The organism is Caldanaerobius polysaccharolyticus DSM 13641 (assembly GCF_000427425.1).
GTDB lineage: Bacteria > Bacillota > Thermoanaerobacteria > Thermoanaerobacterales > Caldanaerobiaceae > Caldanaerobius > Caldanaerobius polysaccharolyticus.
Genome location: NZ_KE386494.1, coordinates 559,447 through 580,995, shown reverse-complemented (window position 1 = coordinate 580,995; position 21,549 = coordinate 559,447). Strand labels below are relative to the sequence as shown.

General features: G+C 41.1%; 21 protein-coding genes. 13 read left to right on the top strand and 8 right to left on the bottom strand.

Translation table 11 applies throughout. The features are described from left to right. Window positions 1-29: 29 nt before the first annotated feature. Window positions 30-1,178 carry an MGDG synthase family glycosyltransferase gene (locus CALPO_RS0103755; protein WP_026486136.1) on the bottom strand — a complete coding sequence of 383 codons (1,149 nt, stop codon included), beginning with the start codon at window positions 1,176-1,178 and terminating at the stop codon, window positions 30-32. A 95-nt stretch (window positions 1,179-1,273) separates the two neighbouring features. On the opposite strand from CALPO_RS0103755, the gene CALPO_RS0103750 reads away from it, so the two are divergent. Both CALPO_RS0103750 and CALPO_RS0103745 read left to right on the top strand, forming a co-directional pair. Then, complete coding sequence (locus tag CALPO_RS0103750) at window positions 1,274-2,185, top strand: Na/Pi cotransporter family protein (protein WP_026486135.1); 912 nt, start codon at window positions 1,274-1,276, stop codon at window positions 2,183-2,185. Window positions 2,186-2,234: 49 nt separating this feature from the next. After that, on the top strand, window positions 2,235-3,338 hold the full coding sequence (locus tag CALPO_RS0103745; protein WP_026486134.1) for a glycosyltransferase family 4 protein: 1,104 nt from the start codon (window positions 2,235-2,237) through the stop codon (window positions 3,336-3,338). Between the two features lie 7 nt (window positions 3,339-3,345). On the opposite strand, the gene CALPO_RS0103740 is transcribed toward CALPO_RS0103745, so the two are convergent. Next, window positions 3,346-3,993, bottom strand: coding sequence for a coenzyme F420-0:L-glutamate ligase (locus tag CALPO_RS0103740; RefSeq protein WP_026486133.1), 648 nt, complete (start codon window positions 3,991-3,993; stop codon window positions 3,346-3,348). 232 nt (window positions 3,994-4,225) lie between these two features. On the opposite strand from CALPO_RS0103740, the gene CALPO_RS0103735 reads away from it, so the two are divergent. Genes CALPO_RS0103735 through CALPO_RS0103725 form a run of 3 tightly spaced genes read left to right on the top strand, consistent with a single transcriptional unit; the run spans window position 4,226 to window position 7,759 of the window. After that, window positions 4,226-4,912 (top strand): hypothetical protein, encoded by a 687-nt coding sequence (locus CALPO_RS0103735; protein ID WP_156940129.1) that lies wholly within the window; start codon window positions 4,226-4,228, stop codon window positions 4,910-4,912. A 58-nt stretch (window positions 4,913-4,970) separates the two neighbouring features. Then, on the top strand, window positions 4,971-6,401 hold the full coding sequence (locus CALPO_RS0103730; RefSeq protein WP_026486131.1) for a PIG-L deacetylase family protein: 1,431 nt from the start codon (window positions 4,971-4,973) through the stop codon (window positions 6,399-6,401). Continuing rightward, a complete protein-coding gene (locus tag CALPO_RS0103725; RefSeq protein WP_026486130.1) occupies window positions 6,398-7,759 on the top strand; it encodes a replication-associated recombination protein A in 1,362 nt (453 codons plus the stop codon). The genes CALPO_RS0103730 and CALPO_RS0103725 overlap by 4 nt, the downstream gene beginning before the upstream one ends. Here CALPO_RS0103725 and CALPO_RS0103720 read toward each other — a convergent pair. The 4 genes from CALPO_RS0103720 to CALPO_RS0103705 are packed head-to-tail and all read right to left on the bottom strand — an operon-like array spanning window position 7,740 to window position 11,125. After that, window positions 7,740-8,591, bottom strand: a complete 852-nt coding sequence (locus CALPO_RS0103720) for an ABC transporter permease (RefSeq protein ID WP_026486129.1) — start codon at window positions 8,589-8,591, stop codon at window positions 7,740-7,742. The two genes, CALPO_RS0103725 and CALPO_RS0103720, sit on opposite strands and share 20 nt — an antisense overlap. Beyond that, window positions 8,575-9,489, bottom strand: coding sequence for an ABC transporter ATP-binding protein (locus tag CALPO_RS0103715; protein ID WP_026486128.1), 915 nt, complete (start codon window positions 9,487-9,489; stop codon window positions 8,575-8,577). Before CALPO_RS0103715 ends, CALPO_RS0103720 begins: the two co-directional genes overlap by 17 nt. A gap of 4 nt (window positions 9,490-9,493) precedes the next feature. Then, the gene (locus CALPO_RS0103710) at window positions 9,494-10,627 is read right to left on the bottom strand and encodes a DUF2275 domain-containing protein (protein WP_026486127.1); all 1,134 of its coding nucleotides are present in this window, start codon (window positions 10,625-10,627) and stop codon (window positions 9,494-9,496) included. Window positions 10,628-10,630: 3 nt separating this feature from the next. After that, a complete protein-coding gene (locus CALPO_RS0103705) occupies window positions 10,631-11,125 on the bottom strand; it encodes an RNA polymerase sigma factor SigX (RefSeq protein WP_026486126.1) in 495 nt (164 codons plus the stop codon). 121 nt (window positions 11,126-11,246) lie between these two features. Here CALPO_RS0103705 and CALPO_RS0103700 point away from each other — a divergent pair, with 121 nt between their 5' ends. Beyond that, a complete protein-coding gene (locus CALPO_RS0103700) occupies window positions 11,247-11,612 on the top strand; it encodes an ATP-binding protein (protein ID WP_026486125.1) in 366 nt (121 codons plus the stop codon). A 37-nt stretch (window positions 11,613-11,649) separates the two neighbouring features. Here the strand turns inward: CALPO_RS0103700 and CALPO_RS0103695 are convergent, their stop codons facing one another. Then, entirely contained in the window at window positions 11,650-12,594 is a 945-nt protein-coding gene (locus CALPO_RS0103695; RefSeq protein ID WP_026486124.1) for a DUF2935 domain-containing protein, read from the bottom strand. Between the two features lie 111 nt (window positions 12,595-12,705). After that, entirely contained in the window at window positions 12,706-14,088 is a 1,383-nt protein-coding gene (locus CALPO_RS0103690) for an MATE family efflux transporter (protein WP_026486123.1), read from the bottom strand. A 293-nt stretch (window positions 14,089-14,381) separates the two neighbouring features. Between CALPO_RS0103690 and CALPO_RS0103685 the strand changes: the two genes are divergently transcribed. The 7 genes from CALPO_RS0103685 to CALPO_RS0103655 all read left to right on the top strand — a co-directional run bounded on the left by CALPO_RS0103685 (window position 14,382) and on the right by CALPO_RS0103655 (window position 21,454). Next, window positions 14,382-15,398, top strand: coding sequence for a LacI family DNA-binding transcriptional regulator (locus CALPO_RS0103685; RefSeq protein WP_026486122.1), 1,017 nt, complete (start codon window positions 14,382-14,384; stop codon window positions 15,396-15,398). A 16-nt stretch (window positions 15,399-15,414) separates the two neighbouring features. After that, window positions 15,415-16,440, top strand: a complete 1,026-nt coding sequence (locus tag CALPO_RS0103680) for a zinc-dependent alcohol dehydrogenase (protein WP_026486121.1) — start codon at window positions 15,415-15,417, stop codon at window positions 16,438-16,440. A 105-nt stretch (window positions 16,441-16,545) separates the two neighbouring features. Continuing rightward, complete coding sequence (locus tag CALPO_RS0103675) at window positions 16,546-17,742, top strand: ROK family transcriptional regulator (RefSeq protein ID WP_026486120.1); 1,197 nt, start codon at window positions 16,546-16,548, stop codon at window positions 17,740-17,742. After that, window positions 17,739-18,491 carry a glucosamine-6-phosphate deaminase gene (nagB, locus tag CALPO_RS0103670; protein WP_026486119.1) on the top strand — a complete coding sequence of 251 codons (753 nt, stop codon included), beginning with the start codon at window positions 17,739-17,741 and terminating at the stop codon, window positions 18,489-18,491. The genes CALPO_RS0103675 and nagB overlap by 4 nt, the downstream gene beginning before the upstream one ends. Before the next feature lie 89 nt (window positions 18,492-18,580). Next, window positions 18,581-19,600, top strand: a complete 1,020-nt coding sequence (locus CALPO_RS0103665; protein ID WP_026486118.1) for a Gfo/Idh/MocA family protein — start codon at window positions 18,581-18,583, stop codon at window positions 19,598-19,600. Next, window positions 19,597-20,571, top strand: coding sequence for a Gfo/Idh/MocA family protein (locus tag CALPO_RS0103660; RefSeq protein ID WP_026486117.1), 975 nt, complete (start codon window positions 19,597-19,599; stop codon window positions 20,569-20,571). The genes CALPO_RS0103665 and CALPO_RS0103660 overlap by 4 nt, the downstream gene beginning before the upstream one ends. A 4-nt stretch (window positions 20,572-20,575) precedes the next feature. Further along, window positions 20,576-21,454 (top strand): sugar phosphate isomerase/epimerase family protein, encoded by an 879-nt coding sequence (locus CALPO_RS0103655; RefSeq protein WP_026486116.1) that lies wholly within the window; start codon window positions 20,576-20,578, stop codon window positions 21,452-21,454. Window positions 21,455-21,549 lie beyond the last annotated feature (95 nt).

The following is a 21,549-nucleotide window of genomic DNA, read 5'->3' as shown; positions in this document are numbered from 1 at the left end:
CCTGTGAGGTGAATTTTTCAATACCTTATTTATTGTATGGACTCAAAAAAATTTCTGCTTTTTTCTATTTCGTTTAATATTACTTTTGACACCTCTATAGAGGAATTGGGCTTTGAAATCTTTTTGCAATTATCTTTTATGCGATTATATAGCTCTTGATCTCTCAGCAGCCTGTCAATGGCATCGATTATTTCTGCAGGACTGTCTGCTTTAAGGGCTGCTCCTTTTTTTAGCAGAAAATCCAGATTGTATGTTTCCTGGCCAGGCAATGCGGTGCTTATGATAATGGGCAAATCCATGGCCAGGGCTTCAGATATGGTCAATCCCCCTGCTTTTGTGACTATGAGATCTGATGCGGCCATGTACTCATTTACATTGTCCACGAATCCTGTAACGTGCATAAGAGTAAGGGATTTGCGAGCTATGGCTTTTGTTTCGTTTTTTAGCTCTTCGTTATTGCCAGCTATTAAAACTACCTGATAACTGCGGCGTACTCTGGATATTTCCCGGGCTATATTTTCTATATTGCCCAGGCCTAGCCCTCCTCCCATTATCAAAATTAATGGCATTTCAGGTTTAAAGCCTAATTTTGACCTCATCTCTAGTTTGTCTGGCTTGGAGCTGAAGGCTATGTCTACGGGGATTCCCGTAGAATACACATTGTCGCCTTTTACTCCAGCTTTGATAATTTTCTCCTTTACATCATCGGAGGCTACAAAATAAATGTCCACGCATTCGTCTATCCAGTAACTATGGATATCAAAGTCTGTGACGATAGAAGCTATTTTTACGCCTGACTTAAAAAGCTCTTTTTTGAACTGATATATCGCATAGTACGTAAACGGATGGGTGCACACGATGAAATCGGGTTTAAAACGCCGGAGTATTCTGTCCATCTGGAAGTATATGCCTTTGCCTACGACTTTTATTATTTTTTTGCCTCTCTGAGCTCTTTCCTTATCGTATATATAACCCCATAGCTCTGGCTTTACTTTTAGTGTCATCAGGTATGTCTCTGTGGATAACTGTGTCAGAGCAGGGTAAAATGTCTTCCAGGGATTCAAAATTAAGACGTGGGCAGAAGGTTCTAAGGCGTATATTGCCTTTTGAACGGCTTTAGCTGCCCGCTCATGACCTTCTCCGACTTTTTCTGATAGTATTAAAATTCTTTTTCCCATACCTTATCCTCCACAAGCTATTATATCACAAAAACATTAAAAATATATTAACATTGGAGTTTTTAAAAAATGAAGATAAGAAAGGGGGAATTTATATGCAATATACCGTTGTGGCTATAAAAATCTTTTTGGGGCTTTGCGTGTTTTTGTTTGGCGTGTATTTTATGAATGATGCCTTAAAAGGCATGGCTACAGAAAAAGTCAAAAGGCTCATGGCTCGTGTTTCCAGGAGTGTGCTTGTGAACATTTTTATAGGATTTGCTATAACCGCGTTGTCTGGGTCCAGCAGCGGGGTCATCATTATGTTGATCAGTTTTATCGATGCAGGCGTTATCGATTTTGGCCAGGCAGCAGCAATAATAATGGGATCTAATATAGGGTCAACTATAACCGTCAATATTATATCCTTTAACGCGTTTTATTATACTGTATATCTCGTTCCGATAGGTGTTTTGGGGTACATCTTGAGCCGAAATTCAAAGCTGAGGTGTATTTCTCAGTTTGTCGCAGGTATCGGTTTGTTATTTTACGGCATTGACTATATGAGCGATTCAATGATGCCATTGAGGGAAAACTTGAATTTTGTGGGAATGATGCAGGGGATCGACGACAGCCCTTTTAAAGGGTTGCTTATTGGTATTGCTTTAGTTACTATTATTCAATCCTCCACAGTGGGAATTGCCATGTTGCAGTCCCTTGCCAGGGCTGATATGATATCTGCTTTTGGCGCAGCGCCTATAGTGTTTGGGCAGAATATCAGCACGTGTTTTGATACATTGATAGCAGCGGTTATAACTAAAAATAAAAGCGCAAAAAACGCGGCGTATTTTCACTTGTTGTTTAATGTATTTGGCACCGTGATATTTATGATGCTGTTAAATCCACTGGTGGACTTATCAAAGGCAATCGGTGGCAATGACCCTGCCAGACAGATTGCCGTTATCCACACGCTATTTAATGTAGGAACCACTTTAATAATACTGCCGTTTATCAAATATATAGTTTAATTGAAAGTTTTAAGTCTATAATTATAATTAACATAAGGAGGATTGATTTATGAAAATAGCGCACATCGTGAGGACATCTCAAGGCGGCATGCTGTCTCACATAAAGATACTTCTATCTATGCTGATTGAAAAAGGGTATGACGTTTGTTTGATCGGAGATATTGATGATGTCACCGAAAGGTGGTTTAGAGGTCTGGAGATAAAGGCGTATAGGGTGGTATTTAACAACGACAGCAATGTATTTTCGCTGTTTAGCCAGGCAATAAAAATATCTTCTGTTATTAAAAAAGAAAGACCTGACGTGGTCCATATGCACGGGTACATAGCATCAGTGGTAGGCAGACTTGCGTGCATGGTCGACGGTGTATATGCTACGGTAGTAACAGTTCACAATTATATGCCTGATAGATTTTTTTTGAGAAAGTTTTTTGTGCTCATGGAGAGAATCCTTTCAGGGCGCACCAAAGCCTATATTGCAGTGTCGGAGGCTTTAAAGGTCCATGTGATTGAGCAGATGGGGGTACCTGAGGGCAAAATCCGGACGGTATACAATGGAATACCAGATTTCGTTGATGGGGGCGCGAAGGACGATGTTAAAGAATTGAGTGGTAAGAAAAGGGTTATATCAGTGGCCAGGCTTATACCGGAAAAAGGGGTTGAATACTTGATAAAGGCTGCAGATGAAATATTGAAGGAGAGGGATGACGTGGAGTTCTTGGTCCTGGGCGACGGGCCTCAGAAAAGCCAACTGGAAGACCTTATAAAGGTATTGAATAGACAAGAACAGGTAAAGCTTTTAGGTTATAGAGATGACGTAGATGTATTGTTGAAAAGTTCAGATGTCTTTGTCCTGCCTTCTTTTTCAGAGGGAATGCCTGTGTCAGTCATCGAGGCCATGAGGGCAGCCAAACCGATAGTAGCGACAGATGTAGGGGGAATACCCGAGGAGGTGGTAGATGGAGTCAATGGTCTGCTGGTAAAGCCAGGGAACGTGGGAAAATTAAAAGAGGCTATACTTTACTTTCTCAACGATCCCCAACGCGGCCAAAGGTATGGTTTAAAAGGCTATGAAAGGTACAAGGAGTTGTTTAGCGCTGATAAAATGTGCGAAAAAGTCATTCAGGTGTACAGTGATGTACTTTGCGGTAAGTAGCCGGGTTCTACATGTCCTTTGCCTTGCATCTTTTTAACAGCACAATAGGGGTTTGCTGATCGCCGTTTCCCGCGGGATTTTCTTTGAAGATGTTTGTAAGCTGCTTTTTTATATCCATACTTATTCCAGAAGAATGGCCCACAATATTCGCACAGCCTATGTCGTTGGCGTCAACGATTATAGCATCAATGCCTGTGGCTTTTTTTATGGCATTGCATACCTTATCGGGGTCTTTAGGTCCTAGTACGATGTGCCTGTGATAGGGTGGCATGGTGCCAGCTACATCGTCTATTAGGGCTACCTGCCTACCTGCGATTTTAAAAAACCAGCCTTTTATGCCAAAAAGCTTACCTATGGCGCCTATACCTGCTGCAAGCAGAATTCGAAAATGCCCGGTTTCGTTTATGGCCAGTTGCATGGATTGCGGCGATGTAAGGCTTCCGTGCCTCTGGGGGAACTTGCATAAAAACCTAGCCAGCAATCCAACCTTTACGTCTTTGGGCAGATAAGCCCTTCCCTGAGTGATCGCAACAACGCTCTCCGCGATGGCCACGATATCACCTGGCTCTGCGATATTCTCTATGTACTTTTTGACTACAGATACGATGTTGTCTTTCTCTGTTATTATGTGTGTTCTGACAGGTATTCTGTACATTTGTACACCTCTTGATTAAGCTTATTACAAATATTATACTATATATGACAAATATTTCAATCACAATTTTGCCACATATTTGGAATAGGGAGGAATTTTTATTAAAAAAAGTATTTCATATTTGACCAATTATTATAACAAGGTTGAAGGTTATAAAAGTCAAATTTGTTTTCAGCTGTTGAATGAACCCAGATATAGTATTGGAGCTATTGATAGCAGAAGTATGGAAGTGATGTTTTACAACACAATGTTGAATTTCTCCGCTGAAAGCAAAAGCGTATACGACGGATTAATAAATTGTATAGAGTTAGCCCAGAGAGACAACAATGTCATCGCATATATACGTACACAATTTGACACCCGTTATGATGTAATGCCGAAGAACGGTGTGCCATTTTCTTTAACAGTGATTTTGGATAGATCACAGTTAAGGCGGTATTTTGAGGGCAAGGTAATAAGGCTTATACCTTCTGAAAGTATGCATGTAAGCCCCACCAAACTTGTGGAAAAGGATGTATTGAGAAAAATTGCAGATAAAATCGGCAGTGCAGTAGAGCAGTACGGTTGTAAGGTTGTATACAGGAATGGTGAAGTAAAAGCCGATATAAGTATATTTATAGCTTTATTGCATGAATCAGAGGATTTCACTGGGTATAAAGTCACATATAGCTCCTCTGAATTAGAAAGGGCGGCTATGGAAATATATCACGGGTTGGAGCTAAAGCTTCCCCTTGATGGTCGTGGGTACGTGTATGAAGAAAAAGAAAAGGGTTTGAGGGGCGTTGTAAATGTATACCTCGGGAATATAAATAATAGACTTGATGATGCGCACCTGAGGAGCACTGATTACATAGAAAAGGTGATAGAGGGATTTTTTTATGGATTATTGACTTTTTTTAAAATGCAAGTTAACTGTTAAAAAAATATTAATGAATTTGTAATAAAAAAGTGATATACTTACTCTCGGGTGAGGCGGGATGCAAAAAAGAATCAAGAGATATATGTATTTATTAGCAGGTGTGTCACTGGTGCTGGTGTTTTTATTTAGCACGATGAATCTTGGTTCGGTTATTGCCAATATGACGTTAAAAACCGATATCCCTGAATTTGATTACCCCGGCAGCAGAATTATGGTAGTTGCACCCCATCCAGACGATGAATCTATAGGCGCCGCAGGTGTCATAAAAGAAGCTTTAAAGATGCATATACCAATTAAAGTAGTTATTTTTACATCTGGAGAGAGTTACAAGCGCGCGGCTATAAATTTTTCAAAACGACTACATCCCACCAATAAGGACTTTTACAGGTTAGGGGTTCAGAGGCAAAGAGAGAGCATAGTGGCGATGCAAACGCTGGGATTGCCGAGAAAAGATTTGATATTTTTAGGATTCGCCGATGGCAGTTTGAGGTTTTTGTGGGACGATTTCTGGAATGTACCGCGCAGAAGTGGCGGCGTATGGGTTTATCGCTCACCGTACAAGACCAACGTGTACAGACCTGGGATAGAGTATACAGGACAGAATGCCTTTGAGGCGTTTTCATCTTTGGTCAAAAGTTTTAGGCCTACTGATATTTTTTATCCGGATCCTAATGATACAAATGCCGATCATTGGGCTGTTAGCAATTTCGTGGTTTATACCATATTACAACAGAATTACCATATAAGGGAACATACGTATCTTGTTCACCATCCCCAATGGCCTGTGCCGTGGATGGCTGTTACTACGCTGAATGAAAACCCACCGATAGATCTTAAATGGGAGAGATGGCAGAGATTCCAGTTAAGTCAAGATGAGATAAGCATCAAGAAAAAAGCGTTGTTGCAATATAGGACGCAGATTGAGATAATGCAGCCTTTTTTGATGGCTTTTGTCAGGAAGAGTGAGCTGTTTGGGTATGTGCCAAAGGTGAATATTTCAGGGGTTAACCAGTTGCCGTCCTTGGGCGCGCTGGATAAAACCAAAGATTATATAGTAGCAAAGAGTATCGATGGTATGTTCAGCCAGGAGATATATAAAAGTGCGGATTTGGATGACTTGCGGGTATTCAGGTATAATGGCGTGCTATGGATTGGACTTACGACCAAAGCGCCGATTTCAAATAAAGTAGCGTACCAGCTTCAGATGAGGATATTTTACAAGGGTAACGATATTAAGCGCTTTGACGTGGGAGTTGTAAATGGCAAGTTGATTGTATACCGCAGAGCTTTTAACTCCATAGCTGATCGAAATATTGTGAATATGCGTGAGTTCAAAAGAAGTATATGGTATGAGGTTAAACTTCCTGATAAGGGAAATATCCAGCACATATTCATGGGTAGCCAGGCATTATATAGAGGCAAATTGATAAGCAGAATACCGTGGAAGGTATACGATATGAATGATGAGGAGTTTGGTGAGAGGATTTGATGTATAAACAAAGGTCTATATTTGATGGGGAAAGAGAAAAAAATAAGCCGCTGGCTGACAGGATGAGACCTCAGAATCTGGATGAGTTTGTGGGTCAGGAGCATATACTGGGAAAGGGCAAGCTTTTGAGAAACCTTATAGAGACAGACAGCATAACGTCCATGATCCTCTGGGGACCGCCGGGCGTGGGTAAAACCACCTTAGCTATGATCATCGCTCATATGACCCATTCCAATTTTGTCACATTTAGCGCAGTCACCTCTGGCATAAAAGATATAAAGCAGATCATGGAAAAGGCTGAGGCTGAGAGCAGATTTGGGAACAAGACTGTGCTGTTTATTGATGAAATTCACCGCTTCAATAAGGCGCAACAGGATGCTTTTTTGCCTTATGTGGAAAAAGGCGATATCATATTGATCGGGGCGACTACAGAAAATCCTTCTTTTGAGGTGAATTCGGCGCTGTTATCCCGCTCCAAGGTCTTTGTCATGAACCCATTGAGCGAGAAGGACCTTATGGTTTTGCTCAAAAGGGCTTTAGAGGACAGCCAGCGCGGCCTGGGGCAGTACGATGTGGTAATAAGAGATGAGCAGCTGCAAAAAATAGCTACCTTTGCCAATGGGGATGCCCGGGTGGCGTTAAATACCCTGGAGATGGCTGTTACAGGCTGCCCTGTCGATGGCAACGGCAGGCGGGTGATAACAGATGCTATACTGGAGGATGCCATGCAGAGAAAATCCCTGCTGTACGACAAGCAGGGAGAAGAGCATTATAACCTCATTTCGGCGTTTCACAAGTCCTTGAGAAACAGCGATTGTCAGGCAGCGGTATACTGGCTGGCCAGGATGCTGGAGGCAGGGGAGGATCCTCTGTACGTGGCCAGGAGGATGATACGGTTTGCATCGGAGGACGTGGGGCTGGCAGATCCAAGAGCACTGGAGATAGCGGTGGCTGCCTATGATGCTGCTCACTATATTGGGATGCCAGAATGCAGCGTAAACCTGGCCCAGGCGGCTGTATATCTGGCGCTGGCTCCCAAGTCCAACGCGGTGTATGTGGCTTACAACAGGGCAAAGGCGGATGCATTGAAAACCATGGCAGAAGGAGTGCCTCTTCACCTGAGGAATGCCCCTACAAGGCTTATGAAAGAGCTAGGGTATGGCGATGGGTATAAGTACGCTCACGATTATGATGAGAAAGTGGCAGACATGCAGTGCCTGCCTGATAATTTAAAGGATAGGAGTTATTATGAACCTACGGAATCAGGCCTGGAAAAGAATTTTAAACAGAGGCTGGAGCAGATAAACAGTTTAAAGAAAAAGATGGGACAGAAGCAGTTTAGAGATCCCTGTGAGTGAATTTTACGGAGCCGTAAATCACCAGAAAGACGATGTACGCGAAGATGTACCCTATCATATAAGGGCTGGGCTGGGATTGAGCGCCGAAAAGCCCGCCTGTTATAAAGCTAAATCCCTCTGAGGTGCTTAAAAGCTCTGAGGTCATCTTGCGAAAGATCACATCAGTGGGCATTACAAGGCTGGTGATTATACCTGCGTTGATCAGGCCCTGTCCCTCTCCTTTGGGTATTAATGTCCCTATCTGCTCCAGGATGCCGCCTATCATAGCAATGCCGTACGCCATGACGCTTATGACACCTGTATTGACGGTGGAAAGCATAGAGCTCATGCATACGACAAAGGACAGGAAGGCTATAGGCCCCAGGTCAAAATAAAACATCGCCTTCAGGATGTTTGAAAATTGAAAGGTCAACTTGTTGCCTGTAGCTATGTTGAGGCCGATTATGGCCAGGAAGAAAAAGGAGCTATAAACGGTGAGGATGATTCCGTAGCCTATGAATTTGCCCAGTACAACCTCATACCTTTTTATGGGTTTTACCAGCACTGCATATATGGCGCTGCTCTCCACGTCTCCTGATATGGCGCTGACCGATGTCAATACGGTCAAAAATGCCACTATAAAGCTGCCAAAGTAAAGCCCCGCTGACAGAAGCTGTGAATATTGTATGTAGTAAAAAACGTTGGTGAAGTTGCCACTATTGCCAGTGTTTCTGAAGACCATATGCAAGCCGTATCCATAGATGGCAAGAAACCCTGCGGTAAGCAGAGCTACAAAAAGCAAAGCCCGTTTTCTGGCCATTTCCTTTATGGTGTATTTAACGATGGTCAGCATTTTGTTCATCCTTTCCTAGCAGGGTTATAAATAACTCTTCCAGTGAATCTGTGTGGTTTTTAAGCTCGTAGAGCCTGGCTCCTGACTCCACCACTGTTTTTGATATCAAGGGGATGTCATCCCTGTTCTTCACTGTCAGTACCATGGTATTGCCACGGATTTGAAAGTCGTCGCCCATAGACGACAGTTTATCTACCAGGTCAGAAGATACTCCTTCTGCTGTTATTTCAACTCTGGTGGTCTTCGCGAGGAGCTCGTCAAGCTTTCCCTTGGCTATGATGTGCCCGTGGTTTATAATCGCTACTTCATCGCATACCATTTCCACCTCGCTTAAAAGGTGGCTGTTTAAAAATACGGTTTTACCCATGGCTTTAAGCTCTTTTATGATCTCCCTCACTTCTATACGCCCCACCGGGTCTAATGCTGAGGTAGGCTCATCCAAAAATACGACGTCAGGGTCAGGCAAAAGGGCTATGGCAAGACCTATCCTCTGTTGCATGCCCTTGCTGTAATTCTTGATCCTTTTTGATTCGTGCCCTTTTAGTTTTACCAGTTCTATAAGCTCTTGGATTCTTTTACTGGGGTTTTTCATTTTATATAGCCTGGCGTGAAATTCCATAAGTTCCTTACCTGTCATCCAGTCGTGATATTTAAAGCCCTCGGGCAAAAAGCCGATTTTTTCCCTGACGGTTGCATCGCCTAGGGGCTTTCCCAGGATGTAAGCAAGACCTGAGGTGGGGTACAATAGCCCCACCAGTGTCTTCACAAAAGTGCTTTTTCCTGCGCCGTTGGGTCCCAGGAAACCAAACACCTGACCGCTGTCTACGGTCAGGTTTATATCAGAAAAACCTCCCTTGCCGTTGAACTGCTTTGTCAGGCTGTACGTCTCTATTATCATGGGATCACCTCATGGACCCGGCTATTTGAGTTAGTTGGTCCGGCGGCAGGTTTGATGACTGGAGAGTGTATATTACGTCTCCTTTAACCCATGCCAGTGTGCTGTACTGGTAATTCTGATTTTTGAGGCGGTGTACCACCAGGATGCCCGGATTGCCGTTTATAGTCACGTTTTGGGCTTCGCTGCTGCTGTTTTTGTCATTGGCAAGAGGCACAGGTATGGTGTTTTTCCAGTCCTTTATTGCGGCTATCTGTTTTTTGATATTATCGGGTAGAAACGGCAGGTTTATGACAGCATCCCTTACCTCATTGAGGTCCACGCCCTCGGGCACGGTGATCTCAGGAACTTTTACGGTGCCCATGGAGAGGAAAGAACTGTTTTTGTCCTGACCTTCTCCTTCTCTCATACCTATATTGGCTATATCGCCGAGGTTTACGGTGAATGTCTTTCCTTTCAAGCTTTCTGGGAACAGCTTGTTTCCGCCAAAGGTTTTTATCAGGCTGTTGACTTTATCTACGTTAAGCTTAAATTCTATTTTTCTGCTTTTCTCTATACTTAAATATTGAATTTTGAAGTTGTCTACTTGTGGTATGCTTATATCGTACCCCAGAGAAGATTTGAACTTATCTATTTCGTCGGGCTGGAAGGTTTGAAATACTTGATCGCCGGCGATTTTTATGTCGCCAAATTCTTTGAGGTCTATATTATTGATGCCGTTTTGCTGAAATTGCATCTGCATCTTCTGTATGTCATCAGGAGTTATGGTGACGGCCTGGAATTTGTTGAGCCTGAAAAGGCTCAATAAGTGGGCTTCTACATTTCTTACGGGGGGAAAGATGATGGATGACGCGATAAAGGCGACGGCCGCTGCCGTTGCGATGTATTTTTTATACCTCTTTACCATATTGAACACACCTCTCCTTTTCATCATTTTTTTGCTCCACACAAGCCACGCTGTGTCGGTATTTATGGGCGGTACATTCATGGTCCTGCCCACGAAGCTGTCTATTTCTTTAAGCTCTTTTAACTTGGATCTGCATTTTGCGCATTGCATTACATGAAATCTTACTTCCCTGTGGGTGTCATCGTCCAGTTCATTGTCTATATAGGCCTGAAGAGTACCTTCATCAAAGCACATGTTTTACACCTCGCTTTCAAATAGCTTTTTAAACTTTCTCTGAGCCCTGGCAATAGTGGTGCCCACTGAGGATTTTTTTATGCCCAGGGCATTGGCGATTTCCTCGTAGCTGTATCCCGAATGCTTGAGCACTAGGCACATCATGTCTTTTCTGTCCATTTTCATAAGCACCTCTCTGGCTTTTTTGCGTTCCATCATGTCTATAACTGTGTCTTCTGGGGAGAAGAGCAGATCCTGCGAAAGTGCTTTTTGCTCGCGGCTTTTCAAGTTTTTTTCAGTTCTTATTCGGTTATAAGCTATGTTCATGGCCACCTTGCACAACCAACCTCCTATACTGGCGGTATCGGCGGGAGGATTTGTATAAAGCTTTAAAAAGGCTTCTTGAGCCACATCCTGGGCCAGGATTTCATCTCCTAAGGTGAGTGCTACCTGCCGGCATACCTTATGGTAATAAGCTTCAAAGATATCTTTGAAATTCTCGTGTTGGATTTTGATCACCCCCGCCACATTTTCACTATATAAACACATCAAAAAGCTGTTTTGTGACATATATCACAGTTTTTTATTTTATTTATAGTAAAATAGTCCTGGTTTAAAAATATTGTAAAGAGGTGGTATTGTGGTTTTAAGAAAGATTATAAAAATCGATGAGGAAAAATGCAACGGATGCGGCTTATGTGTTTCGCCTTGCGTAGAAAGCGCCATCGCCATAGTTGACGGCAAGGCCAGGGTGATAAGCGAGGAGCTCTGTGATGGGGCAGGCTTTTGCCTCAATGTGTGCCCCACAGGGGCATTGACCATAGAGGAAAGAGAGGCTGCGCCTTTTAATGAGCAGGCTGTTATAGAGCACAAGATGAGGCTAAAGGCTGACAGCTGTGCGTTTTGCGGCAATACCCAGTACGATGCACCCATTCTGGAATACAGGTATAAGGGCGAAACAAAACATGTGTGCGTTAGGTGCCTTCCGGCCCTTATTCACGGATAGAGGGAATATAAAAACTCGCTCAAATAGGGCGAGTTTTTTACTTTGCCGATTTTACACTATGAGTTTTTTGAAACATTTTTAACAAACGCAGATAATGATTAGCTTCGCGCAGTACATGGTCACCCAATAGCGGTATAATTATGGATCTGATTTTACATTCAAGCAATCCTTGCGTACCTTGCGCCTTAAAATCGCGGATCTTCTTTGTGGCTTCGAGACTATCCCTTGTAACTTTTTCAGGTGGCAATGCCTTATCCATAGCTCGTTTTGCTTCTTTTTCCAGCTGGTCAAATTCGTTTCCAAAGTTATTAGCAATATTAATAAGCTCGTCTTCAGTTGGATCTAATAATCCCCGTATAAATTTTGAATGTTCTGCCATAATCTTATTCCAGAATATTTCTTGCTCGTAGGCTTCTTTTTCTACATTGATTTCTTCACGATTTTGAAGCCTTTGAACCATTTGCAAATAGAACTTCGCTTCCCGCAAAATGTGGTCAATAAGTAACGGATAATTGACTGTAAACATTCTGCAGGACAATACATTGGACAAAAGTGTAGTCTTAAACTGTATTAAAGCCGAGATTAAACATATCGCTTGTTGATTTAATATAAATACGTTTTGCTCAAGAAATGGGTTTGAGATCATAGGTTCCCCGCCCATTAATCCGGTTTCTGCTTGTGTAAGGCCAGTTGGTATCTGTACTCCTGTATAATACGTCGTTGCCATTTCAGCCCTTAACGTATAAGGTGTGACTACTTCGCCGGATTGAACAACCTCGGGGCTGACGACGCCATTAGATAGCGATATTGTATCCGCTAAAAGTCTGTCGAACTCCATTCGTAATACGTCGGCTTGGTAAGTAAAATTGGCATCCTTTGGAGTAAACCCTGCTTCTAAAAAGAACGAATGTTCTTTCATAATCCTCGCAAAAAAGAGGTGCAATTCCAGTGATTGCTTTATAAATTTAACGCTTGATAGCATAAATAGAACTCCTTTCGATTGTAGGAAAACTTCTTTATGTTATTATGTTATGTTTACAGTGTATGAGATGTTCTGGAGGCAGACAGGAGCATAAGGAATGATGAGTTTTATTTATAGGTTAAGTGGAGAGTTTTTTTGCACCACGGTGTGTTCTTTCCATTTGCCGCTTTGTAGGCGCTTGTAATAGAGAAATCCCCGAACCAGCCAATCGGTGAACATGCCCAGCCAAACGCCAACTACACCCATTTTTAGCGGTATTCCCAGTATGTAACCCATTGTAATCCTGAACGCCCACATTCCTATGATAGAAGTGACCATAGTGTATTTAACGTCTCCGGCGCCTTTTAGGCCTGCGGGCAGGACAAAAGCCCAAGGCCATACGGGCATCCATAGGGCGTACCATTTGAGCAGGCTGGAAGTAAGGGCTATTATTTCGCTGTTCTGGGTGTACAATGAGGCCAGTACTCTTGATAAGGGAAAAGACAGTGCTCCTAGTGTCGCAAGGCATGCGGTTGAAAGGTTTGTCAGATACCACATTGAGTTTTTTGCATCATTGCTGTCCCCTTTGCCCATATCTTGACCTACGATGGTGGTGGCGGCTATGCTCATCGCTGAACCCGGAATATTCAACATGCCGGTTATGGAACCTGCTATGTAATTAGCGGCTATGGATACGGTGCCCATGTCTACTATGTAGACCTGCGTTATCAGCTTTCCGCCGTTAAAGAGCAATGACTCCACGCTAGCGGGTATACCGATGTTGAATATAGATTTAAGCAGTGTGGTGTTTAATTTAAACCTGTGTAATTGGGTCAATTTAATGATTTTTGATCCCCTGATTAAGACCAGTGTTATAGTGATCGCACCGATAATTCTGGCGGTGGCAATTCCCAGAGCTGCGCCTCTTACTCCGAGGCCTTCTAGAAATACGTGCAAAAAAAGTATTTTAATGTGCAAGCCGTATATCAAAATGTAGCTGAATACCACATTGAGTCCGTTCATCATTATGGTAACTTTCATAGGGGTTTTAGTGTCGCCTGCGCCTCGAAGTACCCCGCTGGCTACAAGCTGCAATGAGATAAAGGGGTACGTCATAAGCGTTATCGTTATGTATATGTTGGCGTTGTTCAAAACGCTTTGCTCTGCTGCCCCAAAGAGCAACATGACTATGTATTTGCGAAATACCCACATGATAATGGTTATGGCTAGAGATAATAACGTTCCTGAGTATACTGCCTGCTTTGCCGATTCATTGGCGTATTTAACGCTTCTCTGGCCTATGTATTGCGCTACTACCACCGTACCGCCTACTGCCAGGGCGGAGAAAAAAGCGATAAATATATTGTTTATAGAGTCAACCATACCTATGGCTGAAACAGCCTCTTTTCCCAAACGACTGGCCATGATAGTGTTTATGACGCCCATGAACATCACAAATGCCTGTTCGGCGATAATAGGCAATGTTAAATTTAAAACGTCTTTGCGGATTAACATTTTGTGTCTCCTCAAACTGCAAAATTAGAAAACATGCCACTAAAAAACAATCTTAATTTTCATGATAATACAACAATATATAACACATTATCGGTTAAATATCCACATAATAACATAAGATAGAATAGCACTTTATATGGGAAAAGTCAATAAATTTCACATTTTGCTACAAAACTCGTAACTTACAGATGCAACCTTATTGTTAAATTTATCTTGACAAAGAGAAACGCTATATAATATAGTAAATATGTATTTAGTGGATATTTAGAATACGTTTACGGAGGGCAAGGCCTGTGAGCAATGTTACAATAAAGGATGTGGCTAAACATGCAGGAGTTTCTATTGCTACTGTATCCAGGGTTATAAATAACAATTATTACGTAAGCCCGGAGATAGAGAAAAGGGTTTTAAAAGCAATTAAAGAGCTAAACTATTATCCTAACTCAATAGCGAGGAGTTTGAAAAACGATACGACCTTTACCATAGGTTTTATTGTTTCTGATATCTCTAATGATTATTTCACCTCAATGACAAAAGCGATAGAGGACGTTATAAATAAAGAAAATTACAATATGATCGTGTGCAGCACTGACAATAAAAAAGAAAAAGAGTTGAGGTACCTTAAATTGCTTATAAGCCGGAAGGTTGACGGCTTGATATTAAATACCACAGGCAGAAACGATGATTTTATTTCCAAACTTAGCAATGATTTGCCCGTAATTCTGGTTAACAGAAAGGTGCAAGACAGTGCTTTTAGAGGGGACTTTATTGACAGCAATAATTTTGAGGGAGCTTATACTTTAACCGAACACCTGTTATCTTCAGGACACAGGAAAATCGCTGTGATAAACGGAGATTTAAGCGTAAGTACGGGTAAAGAACGCTTTGAGGGATTTAAAAAGGCTATGTTACAAGCAGGTATAGAAGTGGGAGATGATTACGTTTACAGGTACGATGGGGATTTTACTATGGAATCCGGTTATCAGGGGGCAGCAGAGTTGCTGAAATTGACTGATCCGCCGACGGCAGTGGTAGTTATGAATAACGCCATGGCACTGGGTGCATTGAAATATTTCAGGGTAAATAAAATAAAGGTCCCTGAAGACGTATCCATAGCCTCCTATGGCGATATAGATAACGTAGAGCTTATGTACGTACAGCCCAGTATAGTGACTTTAAATGCCAGAACAATAGGCAGGAAAGCTGGCGAGATGCTTTTGGAGAGGATAAAAGATAGGTCTATTGTAAATCGAGAGGTAATATATACACCCCAGTTGATTGTAGGCAACGGAGTACGAAGGCTTATTTAAGAAAGGATGGTCACTTATGATTCAAGCGGTTATGACTTCTCCTGGTAAAATAGAATTTCGGGATGTTCCCATTCCGGAAATTGGGGTCAATGATGTACTTATAAAGATAATGAGAATAGGTATATGCGGTTCAGATGTCCACGTTTATCATGGCACTCATCCCTACACAGGATATCCGGTCGTTCAGGGCCACGAGGTGTCCGGGCAAATAGTAAAGGTTGGCTCTAACGTAAGGAATTTAAAGGCAGGAGATATGGTTACAGTGCAACCACAGGTGTACTGTGGCAGTTGTTATCCATGTACTCATGGAAGGTATAATATATGTGAGGAGCTTAAAGTAATGGGCTTTCAGACCATTGGTATGGCTTCTGAATACTTTGCTGTAGATTCTAAAAAGGTTTTAAGGCTCCCTGAAGGCATAAGCTACGATGAGGGAGCTATGGTGGAACCTTTGGCCGTGGCTGTGCACGCGCTGAGAAGAAGCAACGGTGTCATCGGGAAAAAAGTGTTGGTCTTGGGGGCAGGCACGATAGGAAATCTTGTGGCTCAGGCGGCAAAGGGAATGGGAGCGGAAAAGGTTATGATAACGGACCTGAGCGATTATCGCCTGGGTATTGCTGAAAGATGTGGTATAGATTTTTGCGTAAACCCTGATAAAAAGGACCTTAAAGAGGCGCTAACAGAAAATTTTGGACCCGACAAAGCCGATCTGATTCTGGAGTGTGTGGGAGTCAATGCTACTGTAGAGCAGGCGATAAGTTGTGCCCGCAAAGGGACAGACATCATTGTAGTAGGAGTGTTTGGTCAAAAGGTCACGGTAGATCTGGGGCTGGTACAGGATAGAGAGCTAAGGCTGATAGGGACATTGATGTATGTGGAAGAAGATTATATAAAAGCCATTGAAATGATTCAGCACAAAAAAGTAAATCTTAAATTTCTTATTACAAATCATTTTCCTTTTAGAGATTACCTTAAGGCTTACGAATACATAGAAAAACAAAAAGATCACGCCATGAAAGTCATGATAGATGTACATGAATAAATAATATCAACCGATATGGTCAATAAGTAACGGTATTGCAAAATTAAGCTATATATGATAGAATCAAATTAGTTAGTCAAGAGAACGAACTATGGGGGCAATAAAGTGGGAATCTATAAAAAGGCATCTACGCAGATGATGAAGAATATAAACATGTCTAATGTTATAAGCTTGATAGTTCGTAAAGGATCTATTTCCAGGGCTGATATAGCTAAAGAACTCAACATGAGCAAATCTGCTGTTTCATCAATTATAGATGAGCTGCTTAAAATTGGCTATGTAAAAGAAGAGGGGAAAGGCGAGGCTTCATCTAATGGTGGTAGAAAGCCAATAAACCTGGTTTTTAACCCGGATGTAGCCAGAGTTATAGGTATAAATATCAGCGGTTATAGCATAAGGGCGGTGTTGTCTGATTTAGGTGGCAATATTTTAAATAGCACTATATGCAGGTTAAACAGCGGTGAAGATGTTATAAAGGATGTGATTGACATCGTAGATAAATTAAGAGATCAAGGGAAAGTGCTAGGGGTAGGAATAGGCATTCCGGGTATAGTGAATATTGAAGAAGCCTCTGTTGTATACTCACCGGCTTTAAAATGGCAAAATGTAAAGATATCAAAGGAACTGGAGAAAAAAATAGGCCTACCTGTTTATCCTGAAAATGATGTAAAACTGTCAGCACTTGGAGAGAAGTGGAAGGGCGCTGGCGTAGGGATTGATAACTTCATATATCTATCTGTGGCCAGAGGTATAGGCTGTGGAATAATAATTGATGGTAAACTATATAGAGGTAGCAGTTATACGGCTGGAGAGATCGGTTATATGGTACTTGGACAAGGAGTTAAGGAGAGCTTCACTCTTAATGATTTTGGCGCTTTTGAGTTGCAGGCTGCCGATCATGCCATGGTACGAAATGCATTGAAGTTGATGGCCAGCTATAGTGATTCGTATCTTCATAAAGCGATTAACGAAACTGGTTCAGCGGTTAAACCGCATATGGTTTTCGAGGGATATGAGCTTGGCGATAAATTGTGCCAGAAGGTAATCGATGAATATATTGAACTGCTGGTTATGGGAATAGCGAATTTGATCGCTGTTATAAATCCTAAAAAAGTGATATTAGGTGGCGATCTATATTACGCCGGAGACAAAGCAATGGATAAGATCATGGCGTCTGTGAATCGGTTGGCACCCTTTGATGTCACCATCGAAAAGTCCTTGTTGGGCAACAATGCTGGGTGTATAGGCGGAGTGGCGCGGGTATTGGAATCTACTGATGTATTGAAAGGGGTATTGATATGAGGATATTTATAACTGAAGATTACAAGGACATGAGTAGAAAAGCAGCGGAAATGGTGGCGTGGGAGATAAAAAACAAGCCAGATCTGGTACTGGGACTGGCTACAGGCAGTACGCCATTGGGCATGTATGGCGAACTTGTTGAAATGTATAAAAAAGGTATTATCGATTTTTCAAATGTGGTATCCTTCAATCTTGATGAGTACATCGGTTTACCTGCGGACCATGAGCAAAGCTATCATTATTATATGCACAAAAATTTTTTTGACCATATAAACATAAAGCCAGAGAATATTCACATTCCTGATGGATGCGCCGAGGACTTGGAGAAAGAATGTGAAAGATATGAAGAAGCCATAAGGGAATCAGGGGGTATTGACCTTCAAATATTAGGGTTGGGAGTAAATGGCCATATAGGTTTTAATGAGCCTGATACCAATATAGATACCAAAACTCATGTGGTACAGCTGGCTAAAGAGACCATAGAGGCTAATAAGAGATTTTTTCATAGTGCTGAAGAGGTGCCAAGAAAAGCTATAACCATGGGTGTAGGCACGATTATGAAGGCCAAAAAGATTATGCTGCTGGCATCCGGCCAGAACAAGGCGAAGGCTATAAGAGAAACTATAAAAGGATACCTTACTACAAATGTGCCTTCAACAGTCCTTGCCCTTCACCCCGATGTTACTCTGGTAATCGACAGAAAAGCTGCGAGTCTTATTGATGAAAAAGAAATAAGCTGTAGCCTTTAGTATAGCAGTGAATAATAAAATGTTATTGGGAAGAAAGGCAGGATATTATTGTACAAAGCTATAAAATTAATTTAAAAGGAGGAACTTATATGCTTAAAGTGGGTATTATTGGAGCAGGTGGTATTGGTACTATACATGCAAAGTGCTATAAAAGTATTCCTGAAGCAAAGGTTGTTGCGGTTGCAGACATAATACCAGAGAGAGCCAAGGAGCTCGCTTCGATGTTTAATGCCGAATATTATGATCATGGCGATAAAATAATAGAAAGACCTGATATAGATGTTGTGGATATATGTGTACCGACTTATTTACATTGCGATTATACGCTTAAAGCGGCTTCTGCAAAAAAGCATGTTTTGTGTGAAAAGCCAATGGCTTTAAGTATCGAAGAAGGGAGAAAGATGATAGAAGCCACAAACGTCGCAGGAGTCACATTTATGGTTGCACATGTCTTAAGGTATTTTCCGGAATATGAGAATGCGTATGGTACAATAAAAAAAGGACTTATCGGTCTTCCTAAGATAGTGAGGACATATAGGGGTGGACCTAATCCAGCTGTAACGAGGGAATGGTATGGCATTGCGGAAAAAAGCGGCGGGGCAATACAGGATATGCTTATACATGATATAGATTTTTTAAAAATGTGCTTTGGACCTGTTAAAGAAGTATATGCAAAAGGTAATATTTTAAAAAGAAAAGATTACAAAGATCCAGAATATGACCTTGTAATTTTAGAATTTTATAATGGCGTTATAGCTCATCTTGTAGCGGACTGGTCAGGTTCAGAGGACACTCCATTTGTAACTAAACTTGAAATAGCAGGTACGGAGGGACTTATTGAATATGACAGTTCTAAATCAGTACCTCTTAATGTTAGAACAACAAATATAAAGAGTGAAAAAAGTGGTGTAGCTGTACCAGAAAGCCCGCTCGATACAGATTCTAATCCGTACACAAGAGAAATAAGGCTATTTTTAAATGCAGTTGAATTTAAAAAAGAACCGCCTATTTCAGGGAATGAGGCATTAGAGTCATTGGGTATTGCGCTGGCTGCTATAAAATCTATAAAGTTGGATAGACCAGTTAAACCTGAGGAGGTGCTAAAATGAGGATAGGTATTTTAGGCTGTGAGCATATGCATGCTAATGGTTATGTATCTGCTTTAAAGAACATTCCTAATGTTGAAATTGCAGGGATTGCTGAAAGCAATGAGCTAGCAGGTAAAAATTTTGCGCAAAATTATGGGCTTAAATATTATAAAGATTATAAAAAACTGTTAGATGAAGACATAGATGCAGTGATCATATGTTCTGCAAATGTAAAACATGCCGAAATGACGATAAATGCTGCTAAAGCTAAGAAAAATGTTATTGTAGAGAAACCAATCGCAACTACCATTAGTGATGCAGAAAAAATGATAGATGAATGTAATAAAAATGGCGTAAAATTGATGGTTTCGTTTCCAGTAAGATATGAACCGTCAGTAAAACGCGCAAAAGAGATTATTGATAGTGGGATAATAGGAGACATTATTGCTATAAATGCCACAAATCATGGTAAGATGCCCGGCGGGTGGTTTGTCGACAAAAATCTATCTGGAGGAGGCGCTATTATAGACCATACCGTACACGTTGCGGACCTGATGCATTGGATTTTACGTTCTGATATAAAAGAAGTTTATGCCAAGATGGGTACCATGTTTTACGATATACCTGTTGAAGATAGTGGAATCATATCAATGGAATTTGAAAATGGCACATACGCGACACTTGATGCTTCATGGTCGAGGCCTGAATCTTTTCCTACATGGGGAGATGTGACTATGGAAATAATAGGTACGAAAGGAGCAATTAATTTAGACGCATTTGCACAACATGGAATGCTATATAGCAATAATATTAAATATAGCCAGTATTTGGACTGGGGAGATGATATGAATTATCTAATGTTGAAGGATTTTATTGATTGCATTAAAAATGATAGACCTTCTCCAGTAACAGGTGAGGACGGTTTATTTGCCCTTAAGATTGCTTTGATGGCATACGAATCAGCGAGAGAAAATAAAGTTGTAAGGTGGTAATAGTATGAAAAAGGGGATTAATGCCTGGTGTTTTCCACAAAATTATTCATTGGAAGAATGCATTAAAAAGGCAAAAATAGCTGGATATGACGGTATAGAGATTAATATGACGGAATTTAATAAAAGCAAAAGTGTAATTGACGATTTAAAATTAGGTGAAAATTATGGATTAACAATTGAGTCGAGTGAGAAAGAAATAAAAGAAATCTTGAATATATCAAAAGACGTCGGGATATCAATAGTTGGTATCTCGACGTCCTTACACTGGGTGTATTCATTGACAAGTGAAGATAATGCGATACGACAAAAAGGAATTGATATAGTTAAGAAAATGATTGACACTGCGGTATTATTGGAAACAGATGCAGTACTTGTGGTACCGGGTATTGTCAATGAAACTGTTTCATATAAAGATGCATATAATAAGTCTTTGAAGGCCTTAAAAGAATTAAGAGTGAAAGCAGAAGAGAATAAAGTGTATATAGGAATAGAGAATGTCTGGAATAAGTTTTTATTAAGTCCTATAGAGATGAGAAATTTTATAGAGGAGATTGGGAGCCCTTACGTAAAATCTTATTTTGATGTGGGCAACGTAATGGCATTTTCTTATCCAGAATATTGGATAGAGATTCTTTCAGATTACATTATAAGAGTGCATGTTAAAGATTTTGATACTTCAATAGGGAATATTAAAGGGTTCAAGAATATTTTTCAAGGTGATGTGGATTGGATAAAAGTGATGAAAACTCTGTACAAAGTTAAGTATGACGGATATATAACTGCAGAGCTTTCACCGTACAGCATTATGCCTGATTTTTTGGTTTTCGATACATCTAGACATCTTGATGCTTTATTAAACTTGAATTCGGTTATTAACAAATAAATAAGAAAACGATATTGATAAATGACGTTAACGCTGTTGCTATTGGAGAGCGTTGGATCGGCTCAGGTAGAGGCTATAAAAACAATCGTTTTTAA

Bases quoted from the DNA above. Each gene is read 5' to 3' on its own strand.
- CALPO_RS0103755 (WP_026486136.1), bottom strand. From the start codon at position 1,178: ATGGGAAAAAGAATTTTAATACTATCAGAAAAAGTCGGAGAAGGTCAT.
- CALPO_RS0103750 (WP_026486135.1), top strand. From the start codon at position 1,274: ATGCAATATACCGTTGTGGCTATAAAAATCTTTTTGGGGCTTTGCGTG.
- CALPO_RS0103745 (WP_026486134.1), top strand. From the start codon at position 2,235: ATGAAAATAGCGCACATCGTGAGGACATCTCAAGGCGGCATGCTGTCT.
- CALPO_RS0103740 (WP_026486133.1), bottom strand. From the start codon at position 3,993: ATGTACAGAATACCTGTCAGAACACACATAATAACAGAGAAAGACAAC.
- CALPO_RS0103735 (WP_156940129.1), top strand. From the start codon at position 4,226: ATGTTTTACAACACAATGTTGAATTTCTCCGCTGAAAGCAAAAGCGTA.
- CALPO_RS0103730 (WP_026486131.1), top strand. From the start codon at position 4,971: ATGCAAAAAAGAATCAAGAGATATATGTATTTATTAGCAGGTGTGTCA.
- CALPO_RS0103720 (WP_026486129.1), bottom strand. From the start codon at position 8,591: ATGCTGACCATCGTTAAATACACCATAAAGGAAATGGCCAGAAAACGG.
- CALPO_RS0103715 (WP_026486128.1), bottom strand. From the start codon at position 9,489: ATGATAATAGAGACGTACAGCCTGACAAAGCAGTTCAACGGCAAGGGA.
- CALPO_RS0103710 (WP_026486127.1), bottom strand. From the start codon at position 10,627: ATGTGCTTTGATGAAGGTACTCTTCAGGCCTATATAGACAATGAACTG.
- CALPO_RS0103695 (WP_026486124.1), bottom strand. From the start codon at position 12,594: ATGCTATCAAGCGTTAAATTTATAAAGCAATCACTGGAATTGCACCTC.
- CALPO_RS0103690 (WP_026486123.1), bottom strand. From the start codon at position 14,088: ATGTTAATCCGCAAAGACGTTTTAAATTTAACATTGCCTATTATCGCC.
- CALPO_RS0103680 (WP_026486121.1), top strand. From the start codon at position 15,415: ATGATTCAAGCGGTTATGACTTCTCCTGGTAAAATAGAATTTCGGGAT.
- nagB (WP_026486119.1), top strand. From the start codon at position 17,739: ATGAGGATATTTATAACTGAAGATTACAAGGACATGAGTAGAAAAGCA.
- CALPO_RS0103665 (WP_026486118.1), top strand. From the start codon at position 18,581: ATGCTTAAAGTGGGTATTATTGGAGCAGGTGGTATTGGTACTATACAT.
- CALPO_RS0103660 (WP_026486117.1), top strand. From the start codon at position 19,597: ATGAGGATAGGTATTTTAGGCTGTGAGCATATGCATGCTAATGGTTAT.
- CALPO_RS0103655 (WP_026486116.1), top strand. From the start codon at position 20,576: ATGAAAAAGGGGATTAATGCCTGGTGTTTTCCACAAAATTATTCATTG.